Source organism: Gilliamella apicola (genome assembly GCF_003202915.1).
In the GTDB taxonomy this organism is placed as follows: domain Bacteria; phylum Pseudomonadota; class Gammaproteobacteria; order Enterobacterales; family Orbaceae; genus Gilliamella; species Gilliamella apicola_Q.
Map to the genome: position 1 here is coordinate 128148 of NZ_QGLP01000006.1, position 26758 is coordinate 154905.

Genomic DNA, 26758 nt, shown 5'->3' on the forward strand with positions numbered 1-26758 from the left:
AAAAGATTCCTATAATTTTTATACAAAAAAAGATCCCTTGCATTAAGTCCCGAAGGACTTAATGACATAGATATTTATTTTTTTATTTTTACTTAGAGAGTTACACCACTTTTTAAAATGGCTAAGTTTCTGAAGTTGTTGATTTCGTTACGTGTTGGTTTGCCATTAGCAACCTGAACGATATACTCAATAAACTCTAACAACAAAGATTGCATTGATACACCCTGTATAAGTTTACCGGCATTGAAATCGATCCAATTGGTTTTCTTATCTGCCAATTGAGTATTGGTTGCAATTTTGACCGTTGGCACAATACCGCCATAAGGCGTTCCTCTGCCTGTCGTGAAGAGTACCATATGACAACCAGCCGCTGATAACGCGCCAGTAGCTACTGCATCATTACCTGGTGCACTTAGTAAGTTCAGTCCATGTTTAGTTAACATTTCACCGTATTTAAGTACATCAATAACTTCACTACCGCCGGCTTTTTGGGTACAACCGAGAGATTTTTCCTCTAACGTTGTAATGCCACCAGCCTTATTACCAGGAGAAGGGTTTTCATAGATAGGTTGATTATTTGCAATAAAATATTGTTTAAAATCATTAATCATATGTACTGTTTTGTCAAAAGTGGACTCATCAATACAATGTGACATTAAAATATTTTCAGCACCAAACATTTCTGGTACTTCAGTAAGCACACTCGTGCCGCCGTGAGCAATAACATAATCAGAAAACAGACCAAGCATTGGATTGGCGGTGATACCAGAAAAACCATCTGAACCACCACACTCTAAGCCAAATTTCAATTCGCTTAAACGCCCTACTTCGCGTTTATCTTGTTGCATAATGGCATAAAGTTCTCTTAAATGAACTAGCGCTGATTCAACTTCATCGCTCTCTTGTTGAGCGATTAAAAATCTAACTCGAGACTCGTCATACTCTCCTAAATCAGCCTTAAATTCAGAAACCTGATTATTTTCACAACCAAGTCCTATCACCAAAACCGCACCAGCATTAGGATGTTTAACTAAATTTTGTAAAATAGTTTTGGTATTTTGATGATCTTGTCCTAATTGAGAACATCCATAAGGATGTTCAAGTACCGTAATACCGTCAATTGATAATTGGTTATTTAACTCATCACGAAACTGTTTAACTATTTGTTCTGCAATCCCGTTAATACAAGTTACCGTTGGTATAATCCAGAGTTCATTACGAATACCAACTTCACCATTCTTACGTCGATAAATTTGCACTTCTTTATCAGCTATCTCGTGCAACAACTCATTTTTTGATAAAGTAGGTTGATATTGGTAATCATTAATATCACTTAAATTGGTTTTCAAATTATGCGAATGAATATGCTCACCCGCTTTAATTAAGCGGGTAGCATGGCCTATTGGTAAACCATATTTAATAATATTTTCATTTTGCTCAATATCGATAAGCGCAAACTTATGCCCTTGTTTAATCGGCTCTTGTAGGTCAATAACCTGCCCATCAACGACGATATTTTTTTCATGTGCTTCTAAATCAGATAATGCCACACCGACATTATCTTTATTATTGATTTTTATATATTTAACCATTAAATCACTCATGTTATTCGCTACCAACAACACATTTTTCAATTGCTTGACGCATCCCCTCTTCGGTTATGACAGTTAAATAGTGTGTTAAAGTTTGTGCTAATTGAGGAATACTTAATAGATCATGCTGCCAATGAGCTGTGTCACCTAATACTACTTTGATTAAATCTTCTAATGAACTTTTGCCTTCAGCAATGGCTGTCCAGCTATTATTAAAACGTTCTAACCAAATTGCATCATCTTGTAATGGATAGTTTTGCCCATTACGTACACCTCGATAAAATGCAATTAATGCCGCAAAAGAGAAGACTAAATGTTTAGGTAATGTCCCTTTCTCTTGCTGATAATTGATTAATTGAGGAAGAATACGGGTTTTAAACTTAGTCATACTGTTTAAGGCAATTGACATCAATTGATGTTCAATAAATGGATTTTTAAAACGACTAATCACTGAGTCAGCAAAATCAACCAATTCTTGATGAGGTAAATCTAAAACAGGAATAATTTCCTCAAAAATAGTCTCTTTAATATAAGATAAGATCTGTGGATCATTCATTGATTCACCAACAGTATCAATACCCGATAAATAAGCAACAGGCACTAAAGCGGTATGGGCACCATTTAAAATGGCCACTTTACGCTCTTTATATGGTTTGATATCGTCAACAATTTTGATATTTATATCGCATTTATCTAGGCATAACTTGTCTGCCAACCATTGAGGTCCTTGAATAACAAACAGATAAAAATATTCCGCTGAATCAATAAAATTATCTTTATAGCCCAATTCAGCTTCAAGTTCAGCAATTTGCGCTTTCGGATAACCTGGTACAATTCTATCAACTAAGGTGGAACAGAATAAATTATCATTTTCAAGCCAGTGCATGAATTTGTCTGACAAGTTCCATTGGTTGGCATATTTTAGTACTAATTTTTTAAGTGCATCGCCGTTATAATCAATTAATTCACAAGGGATAATAATCAAACCACTTTCTTTACTACCCGCAAAATGAACAAATCTTTCATATAAAAATGCGGTTAATTTAGCTGGATAGCTAGTTGCAGGTTTATCGGTTAATTGGTCACTTTCAACATAACTAATGCCCGCTTCGGTAGTATTTGAAAATATAAACTGAATATTCGGATCTTTAGCTAACTCAAGATATTCATCATATTGAGTATACACATTGATTTCATTATTCACTGAACGAATCAATCTAAACTCCTTCACTGCTTGATTCTGTTCATTTAAACCACGAACCAGTGTGGTATACAAACCATCTTGAATACTTAACGATGGCGGAAAGTCCGTATTTAACGGTCGAACCACCACAACACCCGCATCAAGATCAGTTTTCTCATTAAGAATATCTAACTGCCAATCTAAAAATGCCCGTAAAAAATTACCTTCGCCAAACTGAACAACACGAGTCGTATATTTTGCACCCGGAAAATCATTTCTGTTTAATGTTTTCATTACTCTAACTCTTCTTTAATTAATCTAATTACAACGACTTAATGCTCTTAGCTTAGTTCAATGCCAAAATAGTTTTTAGCATTATCAAAACTAATATTTTTAACCATTTGACCTAATAATTGGATATCACGTGGTGCTTCACCATCTTCAACCCAACGTCCAATCATGCGACATAAAATACGTCTGAAATATTCATGGCGAGTATAAGATAAGAAGCTACGGCTATCTGTTAACATACCGACAAAACGACTTAATAAGCCAAGTTGGGCAAGCTGTGTCATTTGACGAATCATGCCGTCTTTTTGATCGTTAAACCACCAACCAGAACCAAATTGCATTTTTCCTTGAATACCTGCACCTTGGAAGTTACCAATCATAGTACCTAGGATTTCATTATCAGAAGGATTTAAACAATATAAAATCGTTTTAGGTAGCGCATCTTGTTTTGCTTGGGCATCTAATAATCGAGAAAGTGGCTGCGCAATCGGTGAATCATTAATAGAATCGAACCCTACATCTGGCCCCATTAAATTAAACATTCTTGAATTATTATTACGCAATGCGCCGATATGATATTGTTGAACCCATTGACGTTTGTGATATTCAACACCTAAGAAAATAAGTACTGCCGTTTTAAATTGAGCAACTTCTTTAGTGGTTAAAACCTCACCAGATAAACGTTTAGTTAAAATGGTATCCAACTCTTTTTCAGAGGCTTCTTCATAAACAACGGTATCTAATGCATGGTCAGAAATCTTACAACCATGAGCAGCAAAATGGTCCATTCGTTTAGATAATGCCTGACAAAGCGCTTGGAAGTTAGCAATTTCCACATCGGCTACCGCAGAAAGTTTTTCCATATATTGGCCAAAAAATTCCGAATCGATATTAAATGCTTTATCTGGACGCCAGCTTGGTAAAACTTTAACCTCAAATGAACTATCTTCGGCAATAGTTTTATGATGAGCTAAATCATCGATAGGATCATCAGTGGTACCGGCCATTTTAACATTCATTTTTTTCATAATGCTACGAGCTGAAAATTCCGGTGTGGCTAACATCTCATTACAACTATTCCAAATTTGCTCTGCTGTAGCTGGTGATAATAAAACATTATCAATTCCAAAAGGACGACGCAGTTCTAAATGAGTCCAATGATATAAAGGATTACCAATGGTGTGAGGAACTGTTTCCGCCCAAGCCTTGAATTTGTCTAAATCACTCACATCAGTACCAGTACAGAATTTTTCAGCAACACCATTGGTACGCATTGCACGCCATTTATAATGATCACCCTTTAACCAGATGTCATACAGATTTTTAAATTGATAATCTTTAGCAATCTGTTCTGGTGGTAAGTGACAGTGATAATCAAAAATCGGTTGATCAGCAGCAAAATCATGATAAAGCTGACGAGAAAATTCAGTATCTAGTAAAAAGTTTTCAGTTAAAAAACTCATTTTATTCTCCATAAATAGTAGTTAACTATTAAAGATTACAGGAGTATATACTCCTATAATCTAATTAATTTATTAATTATTTTTGATCTGCTGCGGGTTCTTTTAAGATTGTCCAAACCGCTAACGCAGCTAATAGATCTAAACAAGATAAAATCACAAATAGCGGACTAAATCCAACAGTATCTGCAAGTGCTCCAACAATAAGGGCAAAAATAGTACTTGCTAACCATGCCGCCATACCGGTGAACCCATTTGCGGTTGCAACTTCATTACGGCCAAATACATCAGAAGATAAAGTAATTAATGCGCCGGATAATGCTTGATGAGCAAAACCACCAATACAGAATAAAAAGATTGCAACATAAGGGCTTGAGAATAAACCTATCAGACCAGGGGCAATCATAAGAACGCCACCAACTGTCACTACCATTTTTCTTGAATTAATTAAGCTTACATTAAAATGTTTTTGGAAGAATGGTGACATATAACCACCTAGGACGCAGCCAACATCAGCAAAAAGCATCGGCATCCAAGCAAAAATAGCGATTTGTTTTAAATCAAAGCCATAAGCGGTGAACATAAATAATGGAATCCAAGCATTAAAAGTCCCCCAGGCAGGTTCGGCTAAAAATCTTGGTAAAGCGATCCCCCAAAAACGTCGACTTGTTAAAATTTTACTCGTTGGTAATTTTTCAGTATTTGATGTCTGATGACTCGCTTCTTGACCAGATAAGATATATTTTCTCTCTTCTTCAGAAAGGCGTTTCTGTTTTGTTGGATGGCGATAAAGAATTAACCAAAAAATTCCCCAAATAAAACTTAATAAACCACATAGAATAAATGCCCATTGCCAGCTATGGAACCATATTGCCCAAGCAACTAATGGCGGTGCAATCATTGCCCCCACTGACGAACCTAAATTAAACCAACCAACCGCAATCGATCTTTCTTTAGCAGGAAACCATTCACTGGTTGCTTTGAGTCCAGCCGGAATCATTGCCGCTTCGGTTGCCCCTACCGCACCTCGAGCAAAAGCCAGTCCGATCCAACTACCGGAAAATGCAGTACTTACACAAAATACTGACCATAGAATAGCAAACACTGCATACCCCATTCTTGTGCCTAACAAGTCTAGAACATATCCGGCAATTGGTTGCATAATGGTATAACAAGCTGAGTAAGCTGCTACCACATATGAATATTGTTGAGTTGTTAACCCCATCACTTCGTTTAAAACTGGGGCGGCTACCGCGATTGAATTGCGAGTAAGGTAACCAAGTATTGTCCCTACGGTGACTAATGCTATCATATACCATCGCAGGTTTTTTATCGTTTTGTACATCTTTAATTGCTCCTAAATATATATAGATATTTTGGCGTATAATAACATGCCTGACAACTAAAAAAGTTGACATACATCACAAAAATCTTCTATACCCATAATAATTAAAGGGATATTTTTTAGCCAAATAAAGTTAGCTGACAAAAATCTTTATTAAAAAAATGCAGGAATATTATTTAATTTGAAGCAATTAGATGTTATTTTAAAAGTCTGAAAAAAACTTAAAGGACTTATACAAAATTCATCATGACTGAACAACAGAACGAATATCAAAGACTTTACCAAGTTATCGCCACAGAACTTAAAAACCGAATTATTGACGGCATTTATCCGGTAGGAAGTAAACTACCATCTGAAAGATTGATTTGTGAAGAATTAAAAGTAAGCCGTTCAGTTGTCAGAGAAGCCATCATCATGCTAGAAGTTGAAGGCTATGTTGATGCAAGAAAAGGTTCTGGGATTCATGTTATCGCCAATAGTTTACAACCCAATGTCCTAACCGCTTCACAAGGGCTAAATTTCTCAACTACAGGACCATTTGAATTATTACAGGCCCGTCAACTTATTGAAAGTAATATTGCCGAATTTGCAGCAACACAAATCACTAAAGACGACATCGTCAAATTATTAGAAATTCAGCATAACGCTAAAAAAGAAGATCATTATCGGGATTCAGATTGGGATCTAAAATTCCATACGCAAATTGCCATGATCACCCGCAATACCGCTTTAATTACCATCGTTCAAGAAGCTTGGCAACAACGAACATTGAACCCTATGTGGAAAAAACTGCATGAACATGTACAACAACAAGACATTGAAAGTTGGTGGCAAGAACATGATAAAATATTAGAAGCGCTCATTAATCGCGATCCTAAAGCGGCCAAACTAGCTATGTGGCAACATTTAGAAAATACCAAAAAAATGTTATTTGATGCCGCAAGTGAAGATTTTGAGACCAAACGGGATCACTATCTATTTTCTGATAATCCGGTGATAAGTATTAATGAAAAATTAAGTTAAGTCAATTTATAACCTATTGATAATCATCACGTTATAATTAACGTCAGGATAATAGATAACATAATTTGCCATTAATACATGACAAAACTGTAGCTTAGGTTATAGCCAATTAGCCGATTATGACGTTTAAATATTCATCTATTTACTTTTAATGTGAGTAAACAGAAATGTGGCGTTTTTTAAACTAAAAAATTTAAATATCATCATAATTTTTTATATTAACTTATTGGAAAGATTTTTTAACATCATTGATCGCAACACAAATAATAATTTCGAAGATAAATATTTAAAACAACTTCATGATAATTTAACAAATATTAATGATAGTAGATAAGAAATAAAATGATGATAAAATACCCGCATTAAAATATAAAAAACATTCACTTCCGTGAGATAGTCGCGCTTATGAAGCACAATAATGAGTATAAGAATGATAAAGAAAAGAACCGGATTATTAGATATTGCTAAACAAGTTGGAGTAAGTAAAGCAACAGTAAGTCGTTATTTGAATACGCCTGATCTGGTATCACCCTCATTACAAAAACGCATTTCAACAGTTATAGAAACCCTAGGATATTTACCCAATAAAGTCCCCAATATGTTATCCCATGCAAAAAGCCACGCAATAGGTGTCATTTTGCCGTCAGTAACTAATCAAATCTTCACCGAAGTTTTACAAGGTATCGAAACAATTACTGACCAAAATAATTATCAAGTCATGATAGCCCATACAGGACGTCACAAAGATAAAGAAGAGATGAGACTACGTTCGCTACTGTCTTATAATATTGATGGTTTAATTCTCACGGAACGAAATCATTCCCCCGCATCTCTGAAAATGATCCAATTAGCCAACATCCCCGTGGTTGAAATAATGGACTGTATTAGCCCTTGTATTGATATGGCGGTTGGCTATGATAATTTTAAAGCCTCAAAAAATATGGTTGAACGTATGATAAAAACCAACAAAAAAAATATTGTCTATTTAAGTAGTCAATTAAATGAAAGAGGCACTTTACGTAAAGATGGTTACCAAGCGGCAATGGCTGAACATAATTTAGAGACCTTTACTATCTTATCAAATGAGGTCACTTCTTATACACTTGGCGAACAATTACTCACTCAAGTATTGAATGAATACCCGCAAGTTGATGGCATATTTTGCAGCAATGATAGTCTTGCTTTAGGGGTACTTTTTGCCTGCCAACGACGTAATATTGCTATTCCTCAACAAATCGCCATAGCCGGTTTTCATGGATATGATATCGGACAATCAGTAAATCCCAAACTATCATCGGTTTTAACACCGAAGTTCGAAATGGGAAAAATTGCCGCAGAAATATTACTCAAACGGTTAAATGGAAAACTCATATCCTCTAATGTAGTTGAACTTCCTGTCCAATATATTGAAGGAGAAAGTATAGCTAACTATCACGGTTAATCACTGATGATTATTAACTATTTTTAATTAGAAATATCTAGATAGATATAATAGGTATATTACAAAAATTAACCAACATGACCCTATAACCATCATCAAAATAGGTTTGCATGAGCCAATAACACTAAGTTTTACAAAACGCCAAAAACTGATTACTTGTGCATAGCAGAAAATAGATCACAATCAAAGTAATCACTAAAAATAGATTCAAGAAAACAGATCTTCTTAAAAAATTAGGCTAATAATTGCGTTAACTAGGCCTTAATATAAAAGTTATTTAAATTTGATCTATTTTTATACTTTTTTTAAAAATGTGATCTCGCCAACAGATTTTACCTTTCCAATTTAATATACTCAAAAAATATAAATAACTAATGAAACCGGTTTCTTTGCAAAAGAAACCGGTTTCATTGGAAATTTCAAGCAATTTCCAGCAGTTATTTTTTTAAAACCAAAATTAAATTAACTCGATCTAGAGATGAATAGGAGCACTACCAATGGCAGTAGTTTTAACCACCGCTAGAGCATTTGCCACATGCGATGCGGCCAAAAAAGTTTTAGAGGATGCCGGACACGAGATCCGCATTGTTACTCCAGATAAACCATTAAAAGCTGAAGAATTAATACCTTTAGTAAAAGATATTGATGCGCTTATAGCTGGTTTAGATTTTATAACTTCTGACGTGATTAATGCCGCAGCAAATTTAAAAATCATTGCCCGAAACGGGGTCGGTTATGATCGTGTAGATTTAATCGCCGCAAAAAAAAATAACATCGTCGTTACCGTTACGCCAGGCACAAACAGTTTATCGGTTTGTGAACTTGCTTTTTCCTTCATTACCGGATTGGCGCGTAAAATTCATGTTATGGACACAAGTGTCTGTTCTGGCTCATGGAAAAGAGAAGATGGTGTTGAATTAAGTGGTAAAACTATTGCCATTTTCGGAACAGGCTCTATTGGTCGAAACCTTGCCATACGCTGTTCGGCATTTGGTATGAAGGTTATTGCATATGATCTCTATCCGAATGTAGAACTTCAAGAAAAATATGGTGTGACATATTATGACTCTATGACACCGTTATTCGAATTAGCAGATTTTATCTCCCTGCATCTTCCGGCAACCGAACAAACTCGAGGAATGATCAACCAAGAAAACATCAGCAAAATGAAAAAAGGTGTTTACATCATTAATACCGCGCGTGGAGATTTAATTAATAATGATGATCTCTATGATGCTTTAACCAGTGGTTATGTCGGCGGTGTTGGCCTAGACACCTTCACTGAAGAACCTTTCACCGATTCTCGATTTTTTAATCATAAAAATGTCATTTTAACACCGCATACAGGGGCATTTACCCAAGATGCCATTGTAAAAACATTAGTTATGGCAGCGCAAGACGTTGTCAGAGTACTTAACGGCAATAAGCCATTACATTCAGTAAATCAGTAAAGATTAACCATGAAAAGTCAATATATTCAATATTGATGATTTTGGTATAAGACAAATAAAATTTTATTCATTATAAGAGGTTAATAACATGAAAAATTGGAAAAAATCAGCAGAAGCAGTTTTATCTTTAGGGCCAGTAGTTCCGGTAATTGTAATTGAAGATGTTAATGATGCCGTGCCATTAGCAAAAGCACTTATTGCTGGAGGGGTAAAAGTGTTAGAAGTGACTTTACGTACCTCATGTGGGCTTGAGGCAATTAAAAAAATTATTGCAGAAGTTCCTGAGGCTGTAGTAGGCGCAGGAACGGTCACCTCGGTTGAACAACTTAAAGAAGTCACAAAAGCGGGGGTTGAGTTTATTATCACGCCAGGATTAACGCCAGCTATTCTAAAAGCAGCTGTTGAAGGTCCGGTACCGGTAATTCCGGGTATAGCAACAATGGGCGAATTGATGACAGCTAAAGAAGCGGGATTAACGGCATTTAAATTTTTCCCGGCTGAAATAAATGGCGGTATAGCCGCACTTAAAGCATTTGCAGGTCCAATTCCAGATGCAAAATTTTGCCCAACAGGCGGAATTAATCTAAACAACTACCGAGATTATCTATCACTTAAAAATGTAATTTGTGTTGGTGGTTCTTGGTTTGTGCCAACTAATTTTATTCGCGAAGGAAATTTCTTAGGAATAACTACATTGGCTAAAGAGGCAGTAGAAGGCGCCAAAAAATTAGCCTGCTAGCATAAATAACCACATGAATAACTACATGAATAAATTTTAGTTATCAAGTCATGTGATGTGTTTTTTATTAACTTATCACAATAAATATTTAAACAATGGAATAAATATATGCATGTAACTTTTCTTCAAGCATTACTAGTTGCTATTTGGATAGCGCTAGTTATGTCAAGAGCCTTTCTTGGCGGTGCGACAACTACACTCAGATTTTCACCTATGATGACTGGTTTAGTAGTGGGTATAGTATTTAATGATGTTCATAATGCCATGATAGCCACAGCAGCTATCCAGTTAATTTATATGGGAGTTTTTTCACCGGGCGGGCAAATGCCATCCGAACCTGCAATTGCAACGGCAATAGCCGTACCTGTGACACTGCTCGGTAACATGTCACCGGAAACCGCTGTTGGTGTTGCGGTACCTGTCGGTCTATTGGGATCTTACTTATATCAATTAAGATTTTTCGTAAATACATTTGCTATGCAACGATTCACTGACAAATTTGCAGCCAAAGGTAGTAGTACCGGATTAACTTTCTCAATTATTGGTATTCCGATTATCATTGCTTTCATTATCTTTATACCATTTATGTTTACTGCTTTATATTATGGCGCCCCATTTATTGCAGATTTAATCAAAACAAATTCAAGTAGTTTTATATTCCATATCCTTAACGTTATTGGCGGAGGTTTAGCCGCTGTAGGTATAGCTGTAACTGTCTATGTTATCGGTAAACGTAGTTATATTATTTTCTTCCTATTAGCCTATTTTGTTGCGGTTATTGCCAAACCACTAAGTATAACTATGGTCACCTATGCGATTCTTGGTGCCATTATTGCTTTCATTTTTGTTCTAGCTAAATCTGAAACCTTTAATGCGATTAAAGATAATTTAGGTTCTGGTAGTGAAGGAACAGGGTTTAATCAAGACGAAGATGATTATTAATAGTATCAGATTAATAAGCAAATTTTTAGAAGGTATATACTATGACAGAAATTCAACAAAAAAGTATCAATTTAAAACCTGAAGAGATCACCCAAAAAGATGTCGTGATAGCATGGTTAAGATTTTATTATGCAAACGAAATTCCACATGCGTTTGATCGCTATATTGCCGCCTCACTATTGTGGGCATTAATGCCAATTCTTAAAAAACTTTATAAAGATAAAAATGATTTAATTGCTGCTTATCAAAGACATTTATTATTTTTTAACACCCAGTTAGCTTGGGGTGGCGGTACTATCACCGGTATCATGGCTTCGCTCGAATCTGTCCGCGCTAACGATACTTATGAGGGAAAACCACTTAGTATTGATGATAATTTATTATATAACACTAAAGCTGGATTAATGGGAGCATTAGCCGGCATCGGTGACTCCATAGATTCAGGCACTATGCAATATATATTTATTGCAATCGCCCTACCATGGGCGCAAGAAGGCATGGCAATAGGTGCTTTATTCCCATTCATTGCATTTTCGCTGTATCAAATAATGATTGGTTATTACTTCAGTCAATTAGGTTTCAAACTTGGTAGAAACGCAGCAACTGAAGTGGTGGGTAACAGTATGCAAATGCTAATTGAGGGGTTATCTATCCTAGGATTATTCATGATGGGGATTTTGGCCGCAAACTATATTAAAGTCACCTCAAGTCTCTCTTTTGAACTCTCTGGCAAAAACTTCGTTATCCAAGAAACACTAGATAAGATTCTCCCGGGAATTTTACCGTTAGTTGTTGTTAGTGGGTTATATCTCTATTTTGCGAAAAAAGGACTGAAAGTTACCAATGCTTTAATTGGCCTCACGGTAATTTTAGGTGTGCTAGCCGCAATAGGGATTTTGTAAGTTAACTTATTATATAAAGGAAGAAACTTAATTATGGGTAAAGTTGTTTTAGCTCGTGTAGATAGTCGGTTAATTCATGGACAAGTTGCGACCAATGTTTCAAAGTCAGTTGGTGCAAATGCTCTCTTTGTTGCTGATGATGTATCTGCACATGATGAATTTACTAAAAATATTATTTTGGGTGCAGCATCACGTACCGGTTACAAAATCCGCGTATTAAAAGAAGATGGTGCAATAAGATATTGGCAGGATAGGCAATACGACGATTTTAATGTCATGCTAATTACTAAAAGTATTGAAGTTATGCATAAAATTATTAAAGGTGGTGTGCCGGTGGAAAATCTCAATCTTGGCGGAATTCCACAGTCGCCGGGAACAACACCTGTGATTAGTCAAGTTGCCATAACCCAAGCGCAATTAGATCTATTAGTGGATTTACAAACTCGTTACCCTAACATGAATATTTTTTTCCAAGCAACGCCTTCACTAAAAAAAGTAACTTTAGCTGAAGCCGTTAAACTATTTTCCTAAGTAAGAGGAAGTTAACATGATTGGAATCTTATTAATAAGTCATGGAAAAATGGCTGAGGGAATAAAAGATAGTGTTGAGATGATTGTTGGTCAAGCTGAGCAGTTTGAAACATTAGCATTAATTCCCGGTCAAGACATTGAAGAATTGAAAACTAATATCCGAAAAAAAACTGAACAGTTAAATTCTGGTAATGGTGTGATTATTTTAGTCGATTTGTATGGTGCCTCGCCACACAATGCTTCAATGGCATGCATTCCAGAATGGGAAAAACAAGGTATGAATATACGGGTGATCTCGGGTATGAATTTACCAATGACGATAACCGCAGTTTGTAATCGTGATTTCTTAACAATATCGGATCTCACCTTAGCGATTATTGAAGCTGGTCAACAAGATATTAGAGATGTCATTGCAGAACTTCAAGCGTCAAAAAAAGTTATAAATAATGACGATTATTAATAAATGAAATAAATTAGGGAATTACTAATAATGACTGATAGTGATAAAACGGCTATCAGTCATTCATATAGTTTTCTAATTTTTCTAATTGAGTGATATAAGTGCCTATGAACAGTTTAAAAGATTTAATATTTCGCTACTGCGTTTTATTTGGCAAACGGTTTTCATATAGAGAAAAAATAGCTTTTTTAAGAGTTATCTCTAAAGAGTTAATCCAGCTAGGTTATTATGTTGATGCAAAAATAGCTAAATTACAATTAGCTAAAAAAAAGTATGAAAATTACTATAATGCTTATATTGGCGATTTAGATAGCGCAGATGTAATTGTTTGTACCTATTATGATACTGGCGTCAATTACTTTAATTTGACTAAAATTTTTGCTTTTGAACAACGTTTCAATAAGCGACGCTACTTTGGGGGACTAATCCCAGTATTCATGCTATTGGCTATCGCAATAAGCCTGAACCTATTTATCTTTCTTCCCAATATTAAAGCATCAGGAATTTATAGTATATCGGGCGCACTAGCGGCCATCGTTACCCTATCTGCCTTCTATATTATTTTGAAATTTAAAAATGGTATTTCCAATAAAAAGAATTTTGTCTGTAATACTTCAAGTATTTTGGTCATGTTAAACACAATAAATAAAATGAATAAATACCAAAAAAAGAGAGTTGCCTTTGTGCTATATGACGGCGGATGTTCAAATCAATATGGTCTTAAAATGATTGAACATTATTCCGATAAGCTAAAAAAGAAGAAGTTTATTTTTCTCGATAGTTTAGGCAATAGCGAATCGTTATTATTTTTTAAACCAAAATCTTTTGAGTTTGCTGCCGAACATATTAATTTTTTAGACGGTAAACTTGAAACAACACTAAAAAAATACTTAATGATTACAGCCGGAGCCCTAAATGAATACAATCAAGTTCAGATTAATAATGCGCATTCACGAGGTGACAATATCTTAGCGGATAGCATTATTGAAAAGCATTCGAAATCGCTACATTCATTACTAACGCTATTAATAACCCCTGAAAAAAGCAAAAACCTAACCGATAAAGTTATCTTGGATAAGTAGTTATGTTGGAGATGTCGCTAACTTAAGACATCTCCACAATCTTTGTTAACTAATCATCGCTGATCGTCAATAGTTACCCCAGCTGGTGGAGTGAATTTAAATTTATCAAGCGGAACTTTACCTAAAGTTTGTTTAGATAAATCATAAAAACTACGCTGACCATCCTCTTCAATAATCGTAAAATTGGAAATCATCCCTGTAGGTAAAACCGATATAACATAATCTTGATTAGAACCGTCAGTTGGTTTAAGCGTAAAAGAGTCCTGTTTTCGTGTTACAGTATAGGTGTTCCAGATAGGATTATGACTATCAGTAATGAGTAACATTAAACGATTATCTACCATTTTTTTCAAACTCATTACACTCACTTGCTCAACCGCTGGAGTATATACCCACATATTTTTCCCATCAGAAATAATCGATGTTTCATCTGGCTCAGTCATGCTCCAATTAAAGTAATAAGGTCTTGTCACCCATAAATCACCTTTACCTTGTTGAACCGGTTGTTTATCTGCCGTTTTGACATCTTGAGAAAAACGGGCATAAAATCCATCAATTTTTGCTAATCGTTCTTGTAACACTTCTTTATCTCCAGCCCATGCTGAAGCAGTTGTTAGTAATCCGATTAAGATTAAAAACTTCTTCATTACCAATCCTTATTCGTTTTGTTTAGTGTAGTATTTTAATAACTCATTTAGGTCAAAATATTACCGTTTTTCTATTAGCGGGGAAAGATATTTTCTTTTCTTTTTCACTTATCAGTTAAGCAGTATATAATAGCCATATTTTGTAAATTTGGATAACGATGCACCATGCCTAGTCTCTCTTTTGAATTTAGCTCAGATGAATTTCAACCCTTAGCAGCAAGGATGCGTCCACGTAATTTATCTGAATACATTGGTCAAAGCCAACTGCTAGGTAAAGACAAACCTTTACCAAAAGCTATTGAAGCTGGTCATTTACATTCAATGATCCTTTGGGGCCCCCCTGGTACTGGTAAAACCACCTTAGCTGAGATCATTGCGCACCATGCTAACGCCAAAGTTGAACGTATATCAGCTGTTACGTCCGGTATAAAAGATATCCGCGAAGCAATTGAGCGCGCAAAAATTAACCAACAATCAGGAGTAAGAACCATCTTATTTGTTGATGAGGTTCATCGTTTCAATAAAAGTCAACAAGATGCTTTTTTACCCTATGTGGAAAATGGTACGGTAACCTTTATTGGTGCCACCACTGAAAACCCCTCTTTTGAGTTAAATTCAGCACTTTTATCGCGGGCTAGAGTCTATTTTCTCAAATCATTAACTAACGAAGATATCGAACAAATTTTACAACAAGCGATGGATGATCCTGAGCGTGGTTATGGCAAGCGAAACATTACCTTGCTTGATGAAACCAAAAAACAGATTGCCGAATTTGTTGGTGGTGATGCGAGACGAGCCCTCAACACACTTGAATTGTTGGTTGATATGTCAGATGGCAAAACACTCACCTCAGAATTACTCAAAGAAGTCATTGGTGAACGTAGTGCAAGATTTGACAATCAAGGCGATCGCTATTACGACCTCATCTCTGCGGTGCATAAATCAATTAGAGGATCGGCTCCTGATGCCGCACTTTATTGGTATGCAAGAATCATTTCTGCTGGAGGAGATCCGCTGTACGTTGCACGCCGATTATTAGCTATTGCATCAGAAGATGTCGGTAATGCCGATCCAAGAGCAATGCAAGTCGCCTTAGCTGCTTGGGACTGTTTTACTCGAGTAGGGCCTGCAGAAGGCGAACGAGCTATCGCCCAAGCAATTGTCTACCTTGCTTGCGCACCAAAAAGCAATGCGGTTTATCTTGCATTTAACCAAGCGATGAAAGATGCGACATCAAAACCCGATTATGACGTCCCTGAACATCTACGCAATGCGCCAACCAGTTTAATGAAAGATTTAGGTTATGGCGCTCAGTATCGTTATGCCCACGATGAGCCTAATGCCTACGCAGCGGGTGAAAACTACTTTCCCCCTGAAATGGCTGATAGCAAATATTATCATCCAACACAACGTGGTGCTGAAAAAAATTACGCTGAAAAACTCGCTTGGTTAGAAGCACAAAATAAGGCCAGCCTGATCCAACGCTATAAATCTTAAATAATTTAATCAGTTTTTTTAATTTAACTAATGTAATTGAATAATGATAGCTATATTTGTCGCCAACTTAAGTTTTTAACTATTAATGTAATAAACTTAATAAACCATTTCACACATAATTTGATTTTAATCCTGTTAATTAACATGACGCTACCTTCTTAATGATTAACAATCATTGTAAGTAAATCTATTCACTATGACTATTAAATCTAGTTATATTGATTAACTATATGATGTAAAAAGGATTGTTACTTCATAATTAATACAATTGGAATAATTAAGGATGAAAATGAAAAAGCAATAAAATATTGAGGATATAAAGTGAAGGAATTTTGAAAAGTGGATTTTTTGTACTTTGGTTTTATTTAGTATTATTCATTTGTGGTAATTTTTTTTAAAACTGAAAAAAAAGATATAAACGTTTTGATGTGAAATTCCGAGATATCTAGCGACAACCCTTTGCCTAATTTTACGATGTTAGCGCCTAGTATTAAAAAAATTAAACCAATATTCATACTTCAGTTAATATTAAATTATTTGCGATATTCAAGTAGAAGATCAAAATAGAAAATGGTGATATGCACTTAGAATATACTTGTGAGTGTTATAAAAATAACTAATTAACAGATAATAAATAACGCCAATATTTCAAATTTAGGCTTGAATACTACAATTAATCGATAGTGTGATTTACAGCGATATGATAGCAAACACCATGGCAACAATGCGAACCAAGATAAAAATAGCTTGTGTAGATATATCAATACTCATTAAATTTGCCTTTTATATTCGAACTCTATTTATTCATAGGTAAAACTTATCATAGACAATTATTACTTTCTACTGCTACTACCTACTGTTACCTTTTTTTATAAAATCCACGCCATTTACTAATCTGTAGCCGTAATCATTGATTTTCGTTAATAAATTTAAAATCGCTGTTTATTAAACACACTATATATAGTAATAAAATGATTAATAGGCACTATATATTGTATATTTTGATAAATATCAATTATCATAAGCGCTATTAAAAATAGATAAACGGATGAAAAATGAACAAATCAATATTGGTAACCAAACGTAATGGCGAAAAAGAACCCATCGACCTTGATAAAATCCATAAAGTGATTACTTGGGCTGCGGAAGGGTTAGATAATGTGTCGGTTTCTCAAGTTGAGTTACGCTCACATATTCAATTCTATGATGGTATTCGCACTTCCGATATTCATGAAACCATCATTCGTGCGGCAGCAGATTTAATTTCTCAAGATACACCTGATTACCAATATTTAGCTGCTCGCTTAGCAATCTTCCATTTACGTAAAAAAGCCTATAACCAATTTACTCCACCACCGCTTTACGAACACGTAAAAAAACTGGTTGCGAGTGAACGTTATGACCAACATCTTCTTGAAGATTATAGCCAAGAAGAGTTTCAACAGATGGATAACATTATCGACCATTGGCGAGATATGGACTTCTCTTACGCCGCGGTAAAACAACTGGAAGGTAAATATTTAGTTCAAAATCGCGTAACCGGTGAGATTTATGAAAGCGCTCAATTTCTCTATATTTTAGTCGCGGCATGTCTATTTGCTAATTACCCTAAAGATACTCGACTAGCCTACATTAAACGCTTCTATGATGCTGTTTCGACATTTAAAATCTCTTTACCTACGCCAATAATGGCGGGGGTACGCACACCTACTCGGCAGTTTAGTTCTTGTGTACTCATTGAATGTGATGATAGTTTAGATTCTATCAATGCCACCGCCAGTGCTATCGTCAAATATGTGTCACAACGCGCGGGTATTGGTATCAATGCCGGTCGAATTCGCGCTTTAGGTAGCTCAATTCGTGGTGGCGAAGCATTCCATACCGGTTGTATTCCTTTTTACAAATATTTCCAAACCGCAGTTAAATCTTGTTCACAAGGTGGTGTACGTGGTGGTGCGGCAACGGTATTTTATCCAATCTGGCATTTAGAAGTAGAAAGTTTATTAGTATTACGTAACAACCGTGGAGTTGAAGAAAATCGCGTTCGACATATGGATTACGGTGTACAAATCAATAAATTAATGTACCAACGCCTGATCAAAAACGAAAACATCACACTATTTAGCCCCTCTGATGTACCGGGACTTTATGATGCCTTTTTTGCTGACCAAGACAAATTTGATGCACTTTATCATCAATATGAACAGGATGTGAATATTCGCAAACGTGTGGTTAAAGCGGTAGAACTTTTCGCACTATTAATGCAGGAACGCGCATCAACTGGGCGAATTTATATACAAAACGTCGATCACTGTAACACTCATAGTCCGTTTAATGCACAAGTTGCGCCAGTACATCAATCCAACTTATGTATGGAAATTGCGTTACCAACCAAACCACTGAATAATATTAATGATGAGAAAGGCGAAATCGCGCTTTGTACCCTATCCGCCTTCAATTTAGGCAAAATTGAATCGCTTGATGATTTCGAAGAGCTAGCTGACTTAACGGTTCGTGCTCTTGATGCATTACTTGATTATCAAGATTACCCTGTACCAGCGGCTAAAAACTCCTCGCTTAATCGTCGTACCCTTGGCATTGGGGTGATTAACTATGCCTATTATTTAGCTAAACATGGTGTTAAATATTCTGACGGCAGTGCTAACAACCTTACTCATCGTACTTTTGAAGCGATGCAATATTATCTATTAAAAGCTTCCAATAACTTAGCTAAAGAGAAAGGTGCCTGCCCACTATTTAATGAAACCACTTACTCACAAGGTATCTTACCTATCGATACCTATAAGCGAGATCTGGATAGTATCACCAAAGAACCACTCCATTACGATTGGCAATCGCTGCGTGAATCAATTAAAACCTATGGTTTACGTAATTCAACTTTATCGGCATTAATGCCATCGGAAACCTCATCACAAATCTCTAATGCCACCAATGGTATTGAACCACCTCGCGGTTATATCAGTATCAAAGCATCGAAAGATGGCATCTTGAAACAGGTGGTACCTGAATATAACAAGTTAAAAGATCTCTATGAGTTACTCTGGCAAATACCAAATAACACCGGTTATCTGCATTTAGTTGGCATTATGCAGAAGTTTGTTGATCAATCAATTTCGGCGAATACCAATTATGATCCGACCAAATTCCCGAATGACAAAGTACCAATGAAACAACTATTAGCTGACTTACTAACAGCCTATAAATATGGTGTAAAAACGCTTTATTACCATAACACCCGCGATGGTGCTGAAGATATTCAAGGGGATATTCAACCCGCATCAAGTGATGATGGTTGTGAAGGCGGAGCATGCAAAATTTAATTGCCCGGCTTAGCACTAAACTAAATGTAGTGGATAACCAATTAGTTATCCCTACTATAGCTACTTTTTCTGAATATTTCATGAAAAGCCACCAAATTTAGGAGTTCAATTATGAGTATGAATTACAGCACCTTCTCACACGTCCACAATGACCAACTGAAAGAACCGATGTTCCTTGGACAACCGGTTAATGTTGCTCGTTATGATCAGCAAAAATATGAAATGTTCGAAAAGTTAATTGAAAAACAACTTTCCTTCTTTTGGCGTCCTGAAGAGGTCGATGTGTCCCAAGATCGTATCGACTATGCTGCCTTGCCGGAACATGAAAAGCATATCTTTATCAGTAATTTAAAATATCAAACATTACTTGATTCCATTCAAGGTCGAAGCCCAAATGTGGCGTTACTCCCTTTAATTTCGATTCCCGAACTTGAAACATGGGTAGAGACTTGGTCATTTTCAGAAACTATCCATTCACGCTCTTATACCCATATCATTCGTAACATCGTTAATGATCCTTCAGTGGTATTTGACGATATTGTGACAAATAAAGAGATCCAAAAACGCGCTGGTGATATTGCCGGTTACTATGATGATCTTATTAGCTACGCTAGCTATTACAACCTACTTGGTGAAGGTAAACACATTGTCAATAATCGAACCATCACGATCGACTTGCGTGAACTAAAAAGACGACTTTACCTATGCCTAATGAGTGTTAATGCCCTTGAAGCGATTCGCTTCTATGTGAGTTTTGCTTGCTCATTTGCCTTTGCAGAACGAGAGTTGATGGAAGGTAATGCTAAAATAATCAAACTGATTGCCCGTGATGAAGCCCTTCATCTCACCGGCACCCAATTTATGATCAACACACTACGCAGCGGTGAAGACGATCCTGAAATGGCAGAAATCGCCAAAGAGTGCGAACAAGATTGCTATGACCTCTTCTTACAAGCAGCCAATCAAGAAAAAGAATGGGCTGAATATCTATTTGAAGGTGGTTCAATGATTGGCTTAAACAAAGATATCCTTTGCCAATATGTTGAATACATTACCAATATCCGTATGCAAGCGGTTGGCCTTAAACTACCATTTGAAGTAAAATCCAACCCAATTCCTTGGATCAACAATTGGCTAGTTTCCGACAACGTACAGGTTGCGCCACAAGAAGCAGAAATGAGCTCATATCTAGTTGGACAAATTGACGCCGAAATCAGTGAAGACGATTTAAGCGACTTCACATTATAATTATCTCCCGAAAAAATCCCTCTCCTTAACTTTTTACTAAAGGAACCTGAAAGGGTTCCTTTTGGTTTGAAATTCGCTAAATTCAGGAAAAGCTAATCAAAACCCAATATTGTATACAGCGAAGCAAGACTAAAAGAGAATCTTGCATATCATATTTTTCAATATTTTCTTAAAAAAACAACCAATTAACTTTCTGGTTAAAATGGCATATCAGAAATTAAGTAAATAAAAAAGAGAAATTAACCGAATAATTTCTCTTCTTTTTATTAGGAAATAGAGCAAAAACTATTTATTTTTTTGAGATAAATAATTTTCACCATATTGATTAGCTGCAATTAGAGCCGCATAAACATCTTGAGGTTGAACATTACCCGGCATGTTTTTCATCGTATCGTTGTCAGAACAAGATTCTGTTGCAACTTTCTGCATTTTCTTTTCAATATCAGTAGTTACACCAATTTGAGCTAATGAGATAGGTAAGCCAAGATCATAGCAAAAACTGGTAATTTGCTCTAACTCTTCATCACTGGCATTTTCTAAAAAGAGTTGTGTTAACACACCAAAAGCAACTTTTTCGCCATGTAAATACTTATGGGTTTCATCAAGCGTTGTTAATCCATTATGTACTGCATGAGCAGCAGCTAAACCACCACTTTCAAAACCGACACCACTAAGATAAGTATTAGCTTCGACGATTTTTTCTACCGCTGGTGTAACGACTTTATTTTGCACAGCAATCATTGCTTTTCGGCCTTCAGCCATTAAAGTATCAAAGCAAAACTTAGCTAAACTTAGTGCCGATGAAGATACCAATTCACCTGCCATGGTTTTTGCTCCACTTCGATGACAAGCGCGCGCTTCAAACCATGTCGCCAATGCATCGCCCATTCCTGCCGCTAACAAACGACTCGGCGCGTTAGCCACAATTTGAGTATCAATAAGCACAACATTGGCATTGTTTGGTAAAAATAGGTAAGAATCAAAAATACCATCATCAGTATATAAAACAGAAAGTGCAGCGCACGGAGCATCTGTCGAAGCAACTGTTGGGCTTAATACGATAGGATATTTAGCATAAAAACCCACTGCTTTTGCGGTATCAAGCGTTTTACCGCCACCAATACCTAAAATAGCTAAACAATGATTTTCAATCGCCAACTGCATAACACGGTTAACTTCGGAATGACAACATTCACCACCGAATTCCACAATAATATATTTAAGGTCTTGTGATGAAAGACTCTGTTCTAACCGATCTTTAATTAATGGTAAAACAAAAGAGTCGACCAAAATGACAAACTTATTCGCCACTGGTGACAAATATTTTGCAATATCATTGTAAACCCCGGCACCTTGTATATATTTACTTGGTGATTGAATAGCAACTACACTCATTTTTTTCCTATTTTAAATAATAATATTAACGATCTTTTATTGAATTTAAATCCAACATCCTTGTTTAGCTTAAAATAATAATTTTTAATTTATTCCATCAAAGTAAATGATTAAAAAGATAACGTTCCGTAAGCTTTTGTCCAATCATCTTCAAACTTACGAATTGCAGCATCAACCGCTGGATCAGCTAAAAACAATTCAGCTACATCTACTGGTAAAGTAATAGACTTACACCCACTTAATAAGCAATCTAAAGCTTGTCTAGGTGTTTTAAAGCTAGCAGCTAAAATCATTGAAGAAGGAGCATGTAGATCTAGCAAAGTTTGTAACTCATTAACCACATCAATACCACTGCCACTTTGAGCATCAATACGATTTACATATGGCGCAATATACTTTGCCCCGGCTAAAGCAGCTAATAGGCCTTGACCAGCACCATAAACAGCTGTACCTAATGTCGGAATTCCTTGCTTGGTTAACTCTTTGATGGCGATAAGACCTTCGGTTGTAACTGGAATTTTAGTTACGATAGAAGGAATTTTACTGCGTAATTGTTCTGATTCTTTAATCATATCTTTTGCGGTATTACCAATTGTCTGGGCAAAAAGCTGACCTTTAGGACCAATAACCTCTTGTAATGCGAGTAGCACGTCAAAAATAGGTTTACCAGATTTAACAATAATACTTGGATTGGTTGTTACCCCTTTAATAGGAAATATTGGGGCTAGTTTTTTAACGGCTGCAACATCAGCTGTATCTAAGTAAAGTTCCATAACAACTCCTTATTTGTTTTCTTTCGAAAGTTATTTTACTTACTATAGAAAATATTTCTACTATTTTTTGATATTTATTGGTAAAAATAATTTAAGAGGACAAGATTGAATACTGAAATATAACCACAGTGGAAATATCTTACGATTTTAGGCAGATAAGATAAAAAAACATTCTTTTGTTTGGTTTATTAACAAAAGAATGCTATCAAAAAATATAATTTTAAGTCTTTTTAAACTATCAGACTTTTATTATTAATGAAAATAATTTACGAATTAGCGGCTAACGCCTCTTGTTGTTCTTTGGCATACGCAATGGCATCCATCTTCTTAAAGAAAGGATAATAGCCTACAATAGAAATGACTAAGATAATAGCTTGCAGTAATGCACCTTTCCATCCCGCGACTAAAAATCCGGAAAGAATTCCGGGGGTACTCCATGGAAGCATAACCCCTGAGAAAGGTTCTAAAAAACCAATCACAAACGCAAAATAAACTAATAAACCACTTAAAATCGGTACAACAATAAATGGAATAAACATAATTGGATTAAGCACAATACCAAAGCCAAATGTGATAGGTTCATTAATATTAAATAGTGTTGGAAAGACCACCGCTTTACCTAAAAACTTATATTGCTTAGATTTTGCAGCAACAATCATAGCAAACACAATCCCAAAGGTAATACCAGAACCCGTTAAAAGAATAAAAGAATCTAAAAATTGTTGAGTAACAATGTGTCCTCCGTTACTTAGATCCAAATAACCTTTTTCAGCTAAAATTTTAGTATTATCAATTGCATTGGCGGTTAAGATTGATGTCACTATTCCATTGACAATCGATTGTCCATGCACACCAAACCACCATAAAAAAGAGATAAAAAAGGCAATCGCAATCATACCACCTAATGAATCGGTTAATCCTTGTAAAGGGACTTGTACTAAACTATAAATCGCCTCTAATAAAGTGGTTTGACCAAATGCTTTAAATAGAGCATAAGTAATTAATGCACAGGTAAAAATACAAGCTGCCGGTAAAAACGCCGTAAATTGAACCGCTACCGTTTTGGGTACTGCTTTCGGCATTTTAATCACAATATTGCGACGTAAAAAAAGCGAATAAATATAACCAACGACCAAACCAATAATGATGGCTGAAATCATCCCCTGTCCACCGATCCAAGCTTTAGATACCGTATTATCGATAATTTCACTCGAAATCGGTGCCACCACATAAGAGTTGGAGGTGATAAAAAAAGCTGAAACAGCGAGTACACCAGCTGGTAACGGCTCAAATCCCTCATTTTTGACATAAGCATAAGCAATGGCAAAACAGGAAATTAAGCCCATTATGGCGAAAGTCCCTCCATAAACTTGCATAAAAGGCTCTGTCCAATGTTCACCAAAAATACTCGCTATAAAATTATTAATATCTTTTGAAGGGATTTGACCAATAACTAAAAAAAAACTTCCAACAACGGTTAATGGTAAAATACTTAGCATTCCATCTTTGACAGCAATAATGCCTTTGCTGTTCACAAATACCAAAATTTTGGGCAATACTTTAGTATTGATAAAGTTGACAATTATACTCATCGTTATTCACCCTTTTTCTTATAAAGATTTAGCGCAAATTCAAGTACTTTTTGCCCATCCATTGTGCCATAATCGACCATTGGTATAACTTCTACCGGTAATCCGACCGGATCACAAACTTCTTTTGCCTTAGCTAAAGCATATCCAACTTGTGGACCGAGTAAAGCAACATCAGTATCATTAATATAATCTCGTAAGTTAGCATGAGAGTGTGCTTGAATATCTACTTCAAGGTTTTGTCCTTTCGCTGCTTCCACCATTTTTTCAACCAACATGCTAGTAGAAAATCCTGCTGCACAAAATAATTTAATTTTTATCATAATACTCACCTTCTTATCTTTAAATAATTAATTAGCTATTAAACTGTTAACCGTTTTTCTTAAATCAATAATCTGTTCTAATAATGTAATTTCTGATATGGCTGCCATTAGGTGATCTTGTGCATGAATGAATAAAGCACTAATGGCAATTTTTTCGCCATTGGCTTCCATTGTGAGTAATGCGGTTTGTTCATTGTGGGCTAATTTTAAATATTCATGAGCTTGTTGAAGATCTGCATCGCAACCTAGGTAATTTTTTTCGTTAACTTTGGTTAACGCATTGTAAGCAAAAGATTTTGCCGTACCTGAATTAACAATTAAATTCATAATCACTTGTTCTATATCAGTCATATCATTGTTCTCCTTTTTAACTTACATTTTTGTTATAACTTTCGTTTATTAGAAAATAGCACGAAATGCACTTTCAAAAAGTTGAACTTGATCACATAAACGTAAATAAAATAACTTTCTAATGAAAATATATTTATTTATATATGTAATATCAATGCATTACCTAGTGGCAATAACTTATCTGAAGTTACGATTTGTTAAGGTTAAGTAAGAAAAGATGTAAATTAAGATTTATGAAGGCTACACAATGTTGTTAGCCAAAAAGAGATATATTTGAAAGGATAAATTGATTAATTAGGAATAGATAGCAAATTATCAGCCATTGAAGATATTATAAAAGGTTAACTTATGGCCATTACTATACTTTATGAACAATAATTCCCCTATCTTTTAGTGATTTTTCCATATCGGCGCTGATATTTTTATCGGTAATTATTTGTTTAAAATTATCGGAATCAATAGTATATGGATAAACAAGACCAAATTTAGAGGAATCTGAAATTACAAAATTTTCCGCACCTTTATTCAACACCGCATTAATTACTTCAGCACGCATCATGTCTCTTCCTGTAAAACCGATATCCGGAGTGTAACCATCAATTCCCAAAAAGCTTTTATTGAAGTGAGTTTGATTAATACAAGTTCGGGTTAAAGGACCTATCAAACTTTCGCTTTTCGCTTGTAACAAGCCCCCAAATAAAATGACATCAAATGGTGCATCACGTAATAGCGATGCTATATAGGTACAAACAGTTATAACAACTATTTCACCTTTGAAGTTGAGCAGTTCTCGAGCTAATAATGAATTGGTACTACCGCCTTCGATAAATACAGAATCGCCTTCATTGATTAGGCTTAATGAATATTTGGCTAATTTCTGTTTTAGTGAAAAGTTGACATCTAACCTTTCGCTCATTGAATCACGATCAAGGATCTCAGCAAAACCATGGGAACGTTTAACATAGTTTTGCTGTTCAAGAATGGATAGATCATTACGAATAGTAACCAGTGATACATTAGTTAGTACCGCTAACTCATTCACACTAATCTTCTTTTTACTATTAATCAACTCTAAGATTATTTGGTGACGCTTATTCATATATCCTATCTATTCTGTCAATTTAGAGATAATCAATATGATACCCAAATTTG

Annotated in this window: 23 protein-coding genes; 12 read left to right on the forward strand and 11 right to left on the reverse strand. The window is 35.5% G+C overall.

What is annotated here, in order from left to right; all coding sequences use genetic code 11:
- Nucleotides 1–92: 92 nt before the first annotated feature.
- The 4 genes from DKK79_RS11280 to DKK79_RS11295 form a co-directional block, all read right to left on the reverse strand.
- Nucleotides 93–1592, reverse strand: a complete 1500-nt coding sequence (locus tag DKK79_RS11280) for a UxaA family hydrolase (protein ID WP_110424270.1) — start codon at nucleotides 1590–1592, stop codon at nucleotides 93–95.
- 13 nt (nucleotides 1593–1605) lie between these two features.
- Nucleotides 1606–3069, reverse strand: coding sequence for a tagaturonate reductase (locus tag DKK79_RS11285; RefSeq protein ID WP_110424176.1), 1464 nt, complete (start codon nucleotides 3067–3069; stop codon nucleotides 1606–1608).
- A gap of 47 nt (nucleotides 3070–3116) precedes the next feature.
- On the reverse strand, nucleotides 3117–4529 hold the full coding sequence (gene uxaC / locus DKK79_RS11290) for a glucuronate isomerase (protein WP_110424177.1): 1413 nt from the start codon (nucleotides 4527–4529) through the stop codon (nucleotides 3117–3119).
- A 76-nt stretch (nucleotides 4530–4605) separates the two neighbouring features.
- Entirely contained in the window at nucleotides 4606–5871 is a 1266-nt protein-coding gene (locus DKK79_RS11295) for an MFS transporter (RefSeq protein WP_110424178.1), read from the reverse strand.
- A gap of 246 nt (nucleotides 5872–6117) precedes the next feature.
- Between DKK79_RS11295 and exuR the strand changes: the two genes are divergently transcribed.
- The 9 genes from exuR (at nucleotide 6118) to DKK79_RS11340 (ending at nucleotide 14442) form a co-directional block, all read left to right on the forward strand.
- A complete protein-coding gene (gene exuR, locus DKK79_RS11300; protein ID WP_110424179.1) occupies nucleotides 6118–6894 on the forward strand; it encodes a transcriptional regulator ExuR in 777 nt (258 codons plus the stop codon).
- A gap of 430 nt (nucleotides 6895–7324) precedes the next feature.
- The gene (locus DKK79_RS11305; RefSeq protein ID WP_110424180.1) at nucleotides 7325–8335 is read left to right on the forward strand and encodes a substrate-binding domain-containing protein; all 1011 of its coding nucleotides are present in this window, start codon (nucleotides 7325–7327) and stop codon (nucleotides 8333–8335) included.
- A gap of 497 nt (nucleotides 8336–8832) precedes the next feature.
- Nucleotides 8833–9786 carry a phosphoglycerate dehydrogenase gene (locus DKK79_RS11310; RefSeq protein ID WP_110424181.1) on the forward strand — a complete coding sequence of 318 codons (954 nt, stop codon included), beginning with the start codon at nucleotides 8833–8835 and terminating at the stop codon, nucleotides 9784–9786.
- A gap of 88 nt (nucleotides 9787–9874) precedes the next feature.
- Nucleotides 9875–10525 carry a bifunctional 4-hydroxy-2-oxoglutarate aldolase/2-dehydro-3-deoxy-phosphogluconate aldolase gene (locus tag DKK79_RS11315; RefSeq protein WP_110424182.1) on the forward strand — a complete coding sequence of 217 codons (651 nt, stop codon included), beginning with the start codon at nucleotides 9875–9877 and terminating at the stop codon, nucleotides 10523–10525.
- Between the two features lie 108 nt (nucleotides 10526–10633).
- Complete coding sequence (locus DKK79_RS11320; RefSeq protein WP_110424183.1) at nucleotides 10634–11467, forward strand: PTS mannose/fructose/sorbose/N-acetylgalactosamine transporter subunit IIC; 834 nt, start codon at nucleotides 10634–10636, stop codon at nucleotides 11465–11467.
- Between the two features lie 41 nt (nucleotides 11468–11508).
- The gene (locus DKK79_RS11325) at nucleotides 11509–12369 is read left to right on the forward strand and encodes a PTS system mannose/fructose/sorbose family transporter subunit IID (protein WP_110424184.1); all 861 of its coding nucleotides are present in this window, start codon (nucleotides 11509–11511) and stop codon (nucleotides 12367–12369) included.
- 33 nt (nucleotides 12370–12402) lie between these two features.
- Nucleotides 12403–12900 carry a PTS system mannose/fructose/N-acetylgalactosamine-transporter subunit IIB gene (locus tag DKK79_RS11330; RefSeq protein WP_110424185.1) on the forward strand — a complete coding sequence of 166 codons (498 nt, stop codon included), beginning with the start codon at nucleotides 12403–12405 and terminating at the stop codon, nucleotides 12898–12900.
- 16 nt (nucleotides 12901–12916) lie between these two features.
- Nucleotides 12917–13360 (forward strand): PTS sugar transporter subunit IIA, encoded by a 444-nt coding sequence (locus DKK79_RS11335; protein ID WP_110424186.1) that lies wholly within the window; start codon nucleotides 12917–12919, stop codon nucleotides 13358–13360.
- A 107-nt stretch (nucleotides 13361–13467) separates the two neighbouring features.
- Complete coding sequence (locus DKK79_RS11340; protein WP_110424187.1) at nucleotides 13468–14442, forward strand: hypothetical protein; 975 nt, start codon at nucleotides 13468–13470, stop codon at nucleotides 14440–14442.
- 53 nt (nucleotides 14443–14495) lie between these two features.
- Here DKK79_RS11340 and lolA read toward each other — a convergent pair whose 3' ends face one another.
- Nucleotides 14496–15089, reverse strand: coding sequence for an outer membrane lipoprotein chaperone LolA (lolA, locus tag DKK79_RS11345; protein ID WP_034883972.1), 594 nt, complete (start codon nucleotides 15087–15089; stop codon nucleotides 14496–14498).
- Nucleotides 15090–15254: 165 nt separating this feature from the next.
- Here lolA and DKK79_RS11350 point away from each other — a divergent pair, with 165 nt between their 5' ends.
- The 3 genes from DKK79_RS11350 (at nucleotide 15255) to nrdB (ending at nucleotide 21175) form a co-directional block, all read left to right on the forward strand.
- Nucleotides 15255–16586, forward strand: coding sequence for a replication-associated recombination protein A (locus DKK79_RS11350; protein WP_110424188.1), 1332 nt, complete (start codon nucleotides 15255–15257; stop codon nucleotides 16584–16586).
- A 1055-nt stretch (nucleotides 16587–17641) separates the two neighbouring features.
- Nucleotides 17642–19927 carry a class 1a ribonucleoside-diphosphate reductase subunit alpha gene (gene nrdA / locus DKK79_RS11355; RefSeq protein WP_110424189.1) on the forward strand — a complete coding sequence of 762 codons (2286 nt, stop codon included), beginning with the start codon at nucleotides 17642–17644 and terminating at the stop codon, nucleotides 19925–19927.
- A gap of 117 nt (nucleotides 19928–20044) precedes the next feature.
- Nucleotides 20045–21175 (forward strand): class Ia ribonucleoside-diphosphate reductase subunit beta, encoded by a 1131-nt coding sequence (gene nrdB / locus DKK79_RS11360; protein ID WP_110424271.1) that lies wholly within the window; start codon nucleotides 20045–20047, stop codon nucleotides 21173–21175.
- Between the two features lie 285 nt (nucleotides 21176–21460).
- On the opposite strand, the gene DKK79_RS11365 is transcribed toward nrdB, so the two are convergent.
- From DKK79_RS11365 to DKK79_RS11390, 6 genes are all read right to left on the reverse strand, one after another.
- Complete coding sequence (locus tag DKK79_RS11365; protein ID WP_110424190.1) at nucleotides 21461–22570, reverse strand: glycerol dehydrogenase; 1110 nt, start codon at nucleotides 22568–22570, stop codon at nucleotides 21461–21463.
- Between the two features lie 110 nt (nucleotides 22571–22680).
- Nucleotides 22681–23343, reverse strand: a complete 663-nt coding sequence (fsa, locus tag DKK79_RS11370; RefSeq protein ID WP_110424191.1) for a fructose-6-phosphate aldolase — start codon at nucleotides 23341–23343, stop codon at nucleotides 22681–22683.
- Nucleotides 23344–23609: 266 nt separating this feature from the next.
- Entirely contained in the window at nucleotides 23610–24935 is a 1326-nt protein-coding gene (locus DKK79_RS11375; RefSeq protein WP_110424192.1) for a PTS sugar transporter subunit IIC, read from the reverse strand.
- Nucleotides 24936–24937: 2 nt separating this feature from the next.
- On the reverse strand, nucleotides 24938–25255 hold the full coding sequence (locus DKK79_RS11380) for a PTS sugar transporter subunit IIB (RefSeq protein ID WP_110424193.1): 318 nt from the start codon (nucleotides 25253–25255) through the stop codon (nucleotides 24938–24940).
- A gap of 27 nt (nucleotides 25256–25282) precedes the next feature.
- Nucleotides 25283–25606: a PTS lactose/cellobiose transporter subunit IIA gene (locus tag DKK79_RS11385; RefSeq protein ID WP_110424194.1), complete on the reverse strand. Its 324-nt coding sequence runs from the start codon at nucleotides 25604–25606 to the stop codon at nucleotides 25283–25285.
- Nucleotides 25607–25964: 358 nt separating this feature from the next.
- Nucleotides 25965–26705, reverse strand: coding sequence for a DeoR/GlpR family DNA-binding transcription regulator (locus DKK79_RS11390; protein WP_110424195.1), 741 nt, complete (start codon nucleotides 26703–26705; stop codon nucleotides 25965–25967).
- Nucleotides 26706–26758 lie beyond the last annotated feature (53 nt).

Coding starts and splice junctions, on each gene's coding strand:
- DKK79_RS11280 (WP_110424270.1), bottom strand. CDS start 1,592: ATGGTTAAATATATAAAAATCAATAATAAAGATAATGTCGGTGTGGCA.
- DKK79_RS11285 (WP_110424176.1), bottom strand. CDS start 3,069: ATGAAAACATTAAACAGAAATGATTTTCCGGGTGCAAAATATACGACT.
- uxaC (WP_110424177.1), bottom strand. CDS start 4,529: ATGAGTTTTTTAACTGAAAACTTTTTACTAGATACTGAATTTTCTCGT.
- DKK79_RS11295 (WP_110424178.1), bottom strand. CDS start 5,871: ATGTACAAAACGATAAAAAACCTGCGATGGTATATGATAGCATTAGTC.
- exuR (WP_110424179.1), top strand. CDS start 6,118: ATGACTGAACAACAGAACGAATATCAAAGACTTTACCAAGTTATCGCC.
- DKK79_RS11305 (WP_110424180.1), top strand. CDS start 7,325: ATGATAAAGAAAAGAACCGGATTATTAGATATTGCTAAACAAGTTGGA.
- DKK79_RS11310 (WP_110424181.1), top strand. CDS start 8,833: ATGGCAGTAGTTTTAACCACCGCTAGAGCATTTGCCACATGCGATGCG.
- DKK79_RS11315 (WP_110424182.1), top strand. CDS start 9,875: ATGAAAAATTGGAAAAAATCAGCAGAAGCAGTTTTATCTTTAGGGCCA.
- DKK79_RS11320 (WP_110424183.1), top strand. CDS start 10,634: ATGCATGTAACTTTTCTTCAAGCATTACTAGTTGCTATTTGGATAGCG.
- DKK79_RS11325 (WP_110424184.1), top strand. CDS start 11,509: ATGACAGAAATTCAACAAAAAAGTATCAATTTAAAACCTGAAGAGATC.
- DKK79_RS11330 (WP_110424185.1), top strand. CDS start 12,403: ATGGGTAAAGTTGTTTTAGCTCGTGTAGATAGTCGGTTAATTCATGGA.
- DKK79_RS11335 (WP_110424186.1), top strand. CDS start 12,917: ATGATTGGAATCTTATTAATAAGTCATGGAAAAATGGCTGAGGGAATA.
- DKK79_RS11340 (WP_110424187.1), top strand. CDS start 13,468: ATGAACAGTTTAAAAGATTTAATATTTCGCTACTGCGTTTTATTTGGC.
- lolA (WP_034883972.1), bottom strand. CDS start 15,089: ATGAAGAAGTTTTTAATCTTAATCGGATTACTAACAACTGCTTCAGCA.
- DKK79_RS11350 (WP_110424188.1), top strand. CDS start 15,255: ATGCCTAGTCTCTCTTTTGAATTTAGCTCAGATGAATTTCAACCCTTA.
- nrdA (WP_110424189.1), top strand. CDS start 17,642: ATGAACAAATCAATATTGGTAACCAAACGTAATGGCGAAAAAGAACCC.
- nrdB (WP_110424271.1), top strand. CDS start 20,045: ATGAATTACAGCACCTTCTCACACGTCCACAATGACCAACTGAAAGAA.
- DKK79_RS11365 (WP_110424190.1), bottom strand. CDS start 22,570: ATGAGTGTAGTTGCTATTCAATCACCAAGTAAATATATACAAGGTGCC.
- fsa (WP_110424191.1), bottom strand. CDS start 23,343: ATGGAACTTTACTTAGATACAGCTGATGTTGCAGCCGTTAAAAAACTA.
- DKK79_RS11375 (WP_110424192.1), bottom strand. CDS start 24,935: ATGAGTATAATTGTCAACTTTATCAATACTAAAGTATTGCCCAAAATT.
- DKK79_RS11380 (WP_110424193.1), bottom strand. CDS start 25,255: ATGATAAAAATTAAATTATTTTGTGCAGCAGGATTTTCTACTAGCATG.
- DKK79_RS11385 (WP_110424194.1), bottom strand. CDS start 25,606: ATGACTGATATAGAACAAGTGATTATGAATTTAATTGTTAATTCAGGT.
- DKK79_RS11390 (WP_110424195.1), bottom strand. CDS start 26,705: ATGAATAAGCGTCACCAAATAATCTTAGAGTTGATTAATAGTAAAAAG.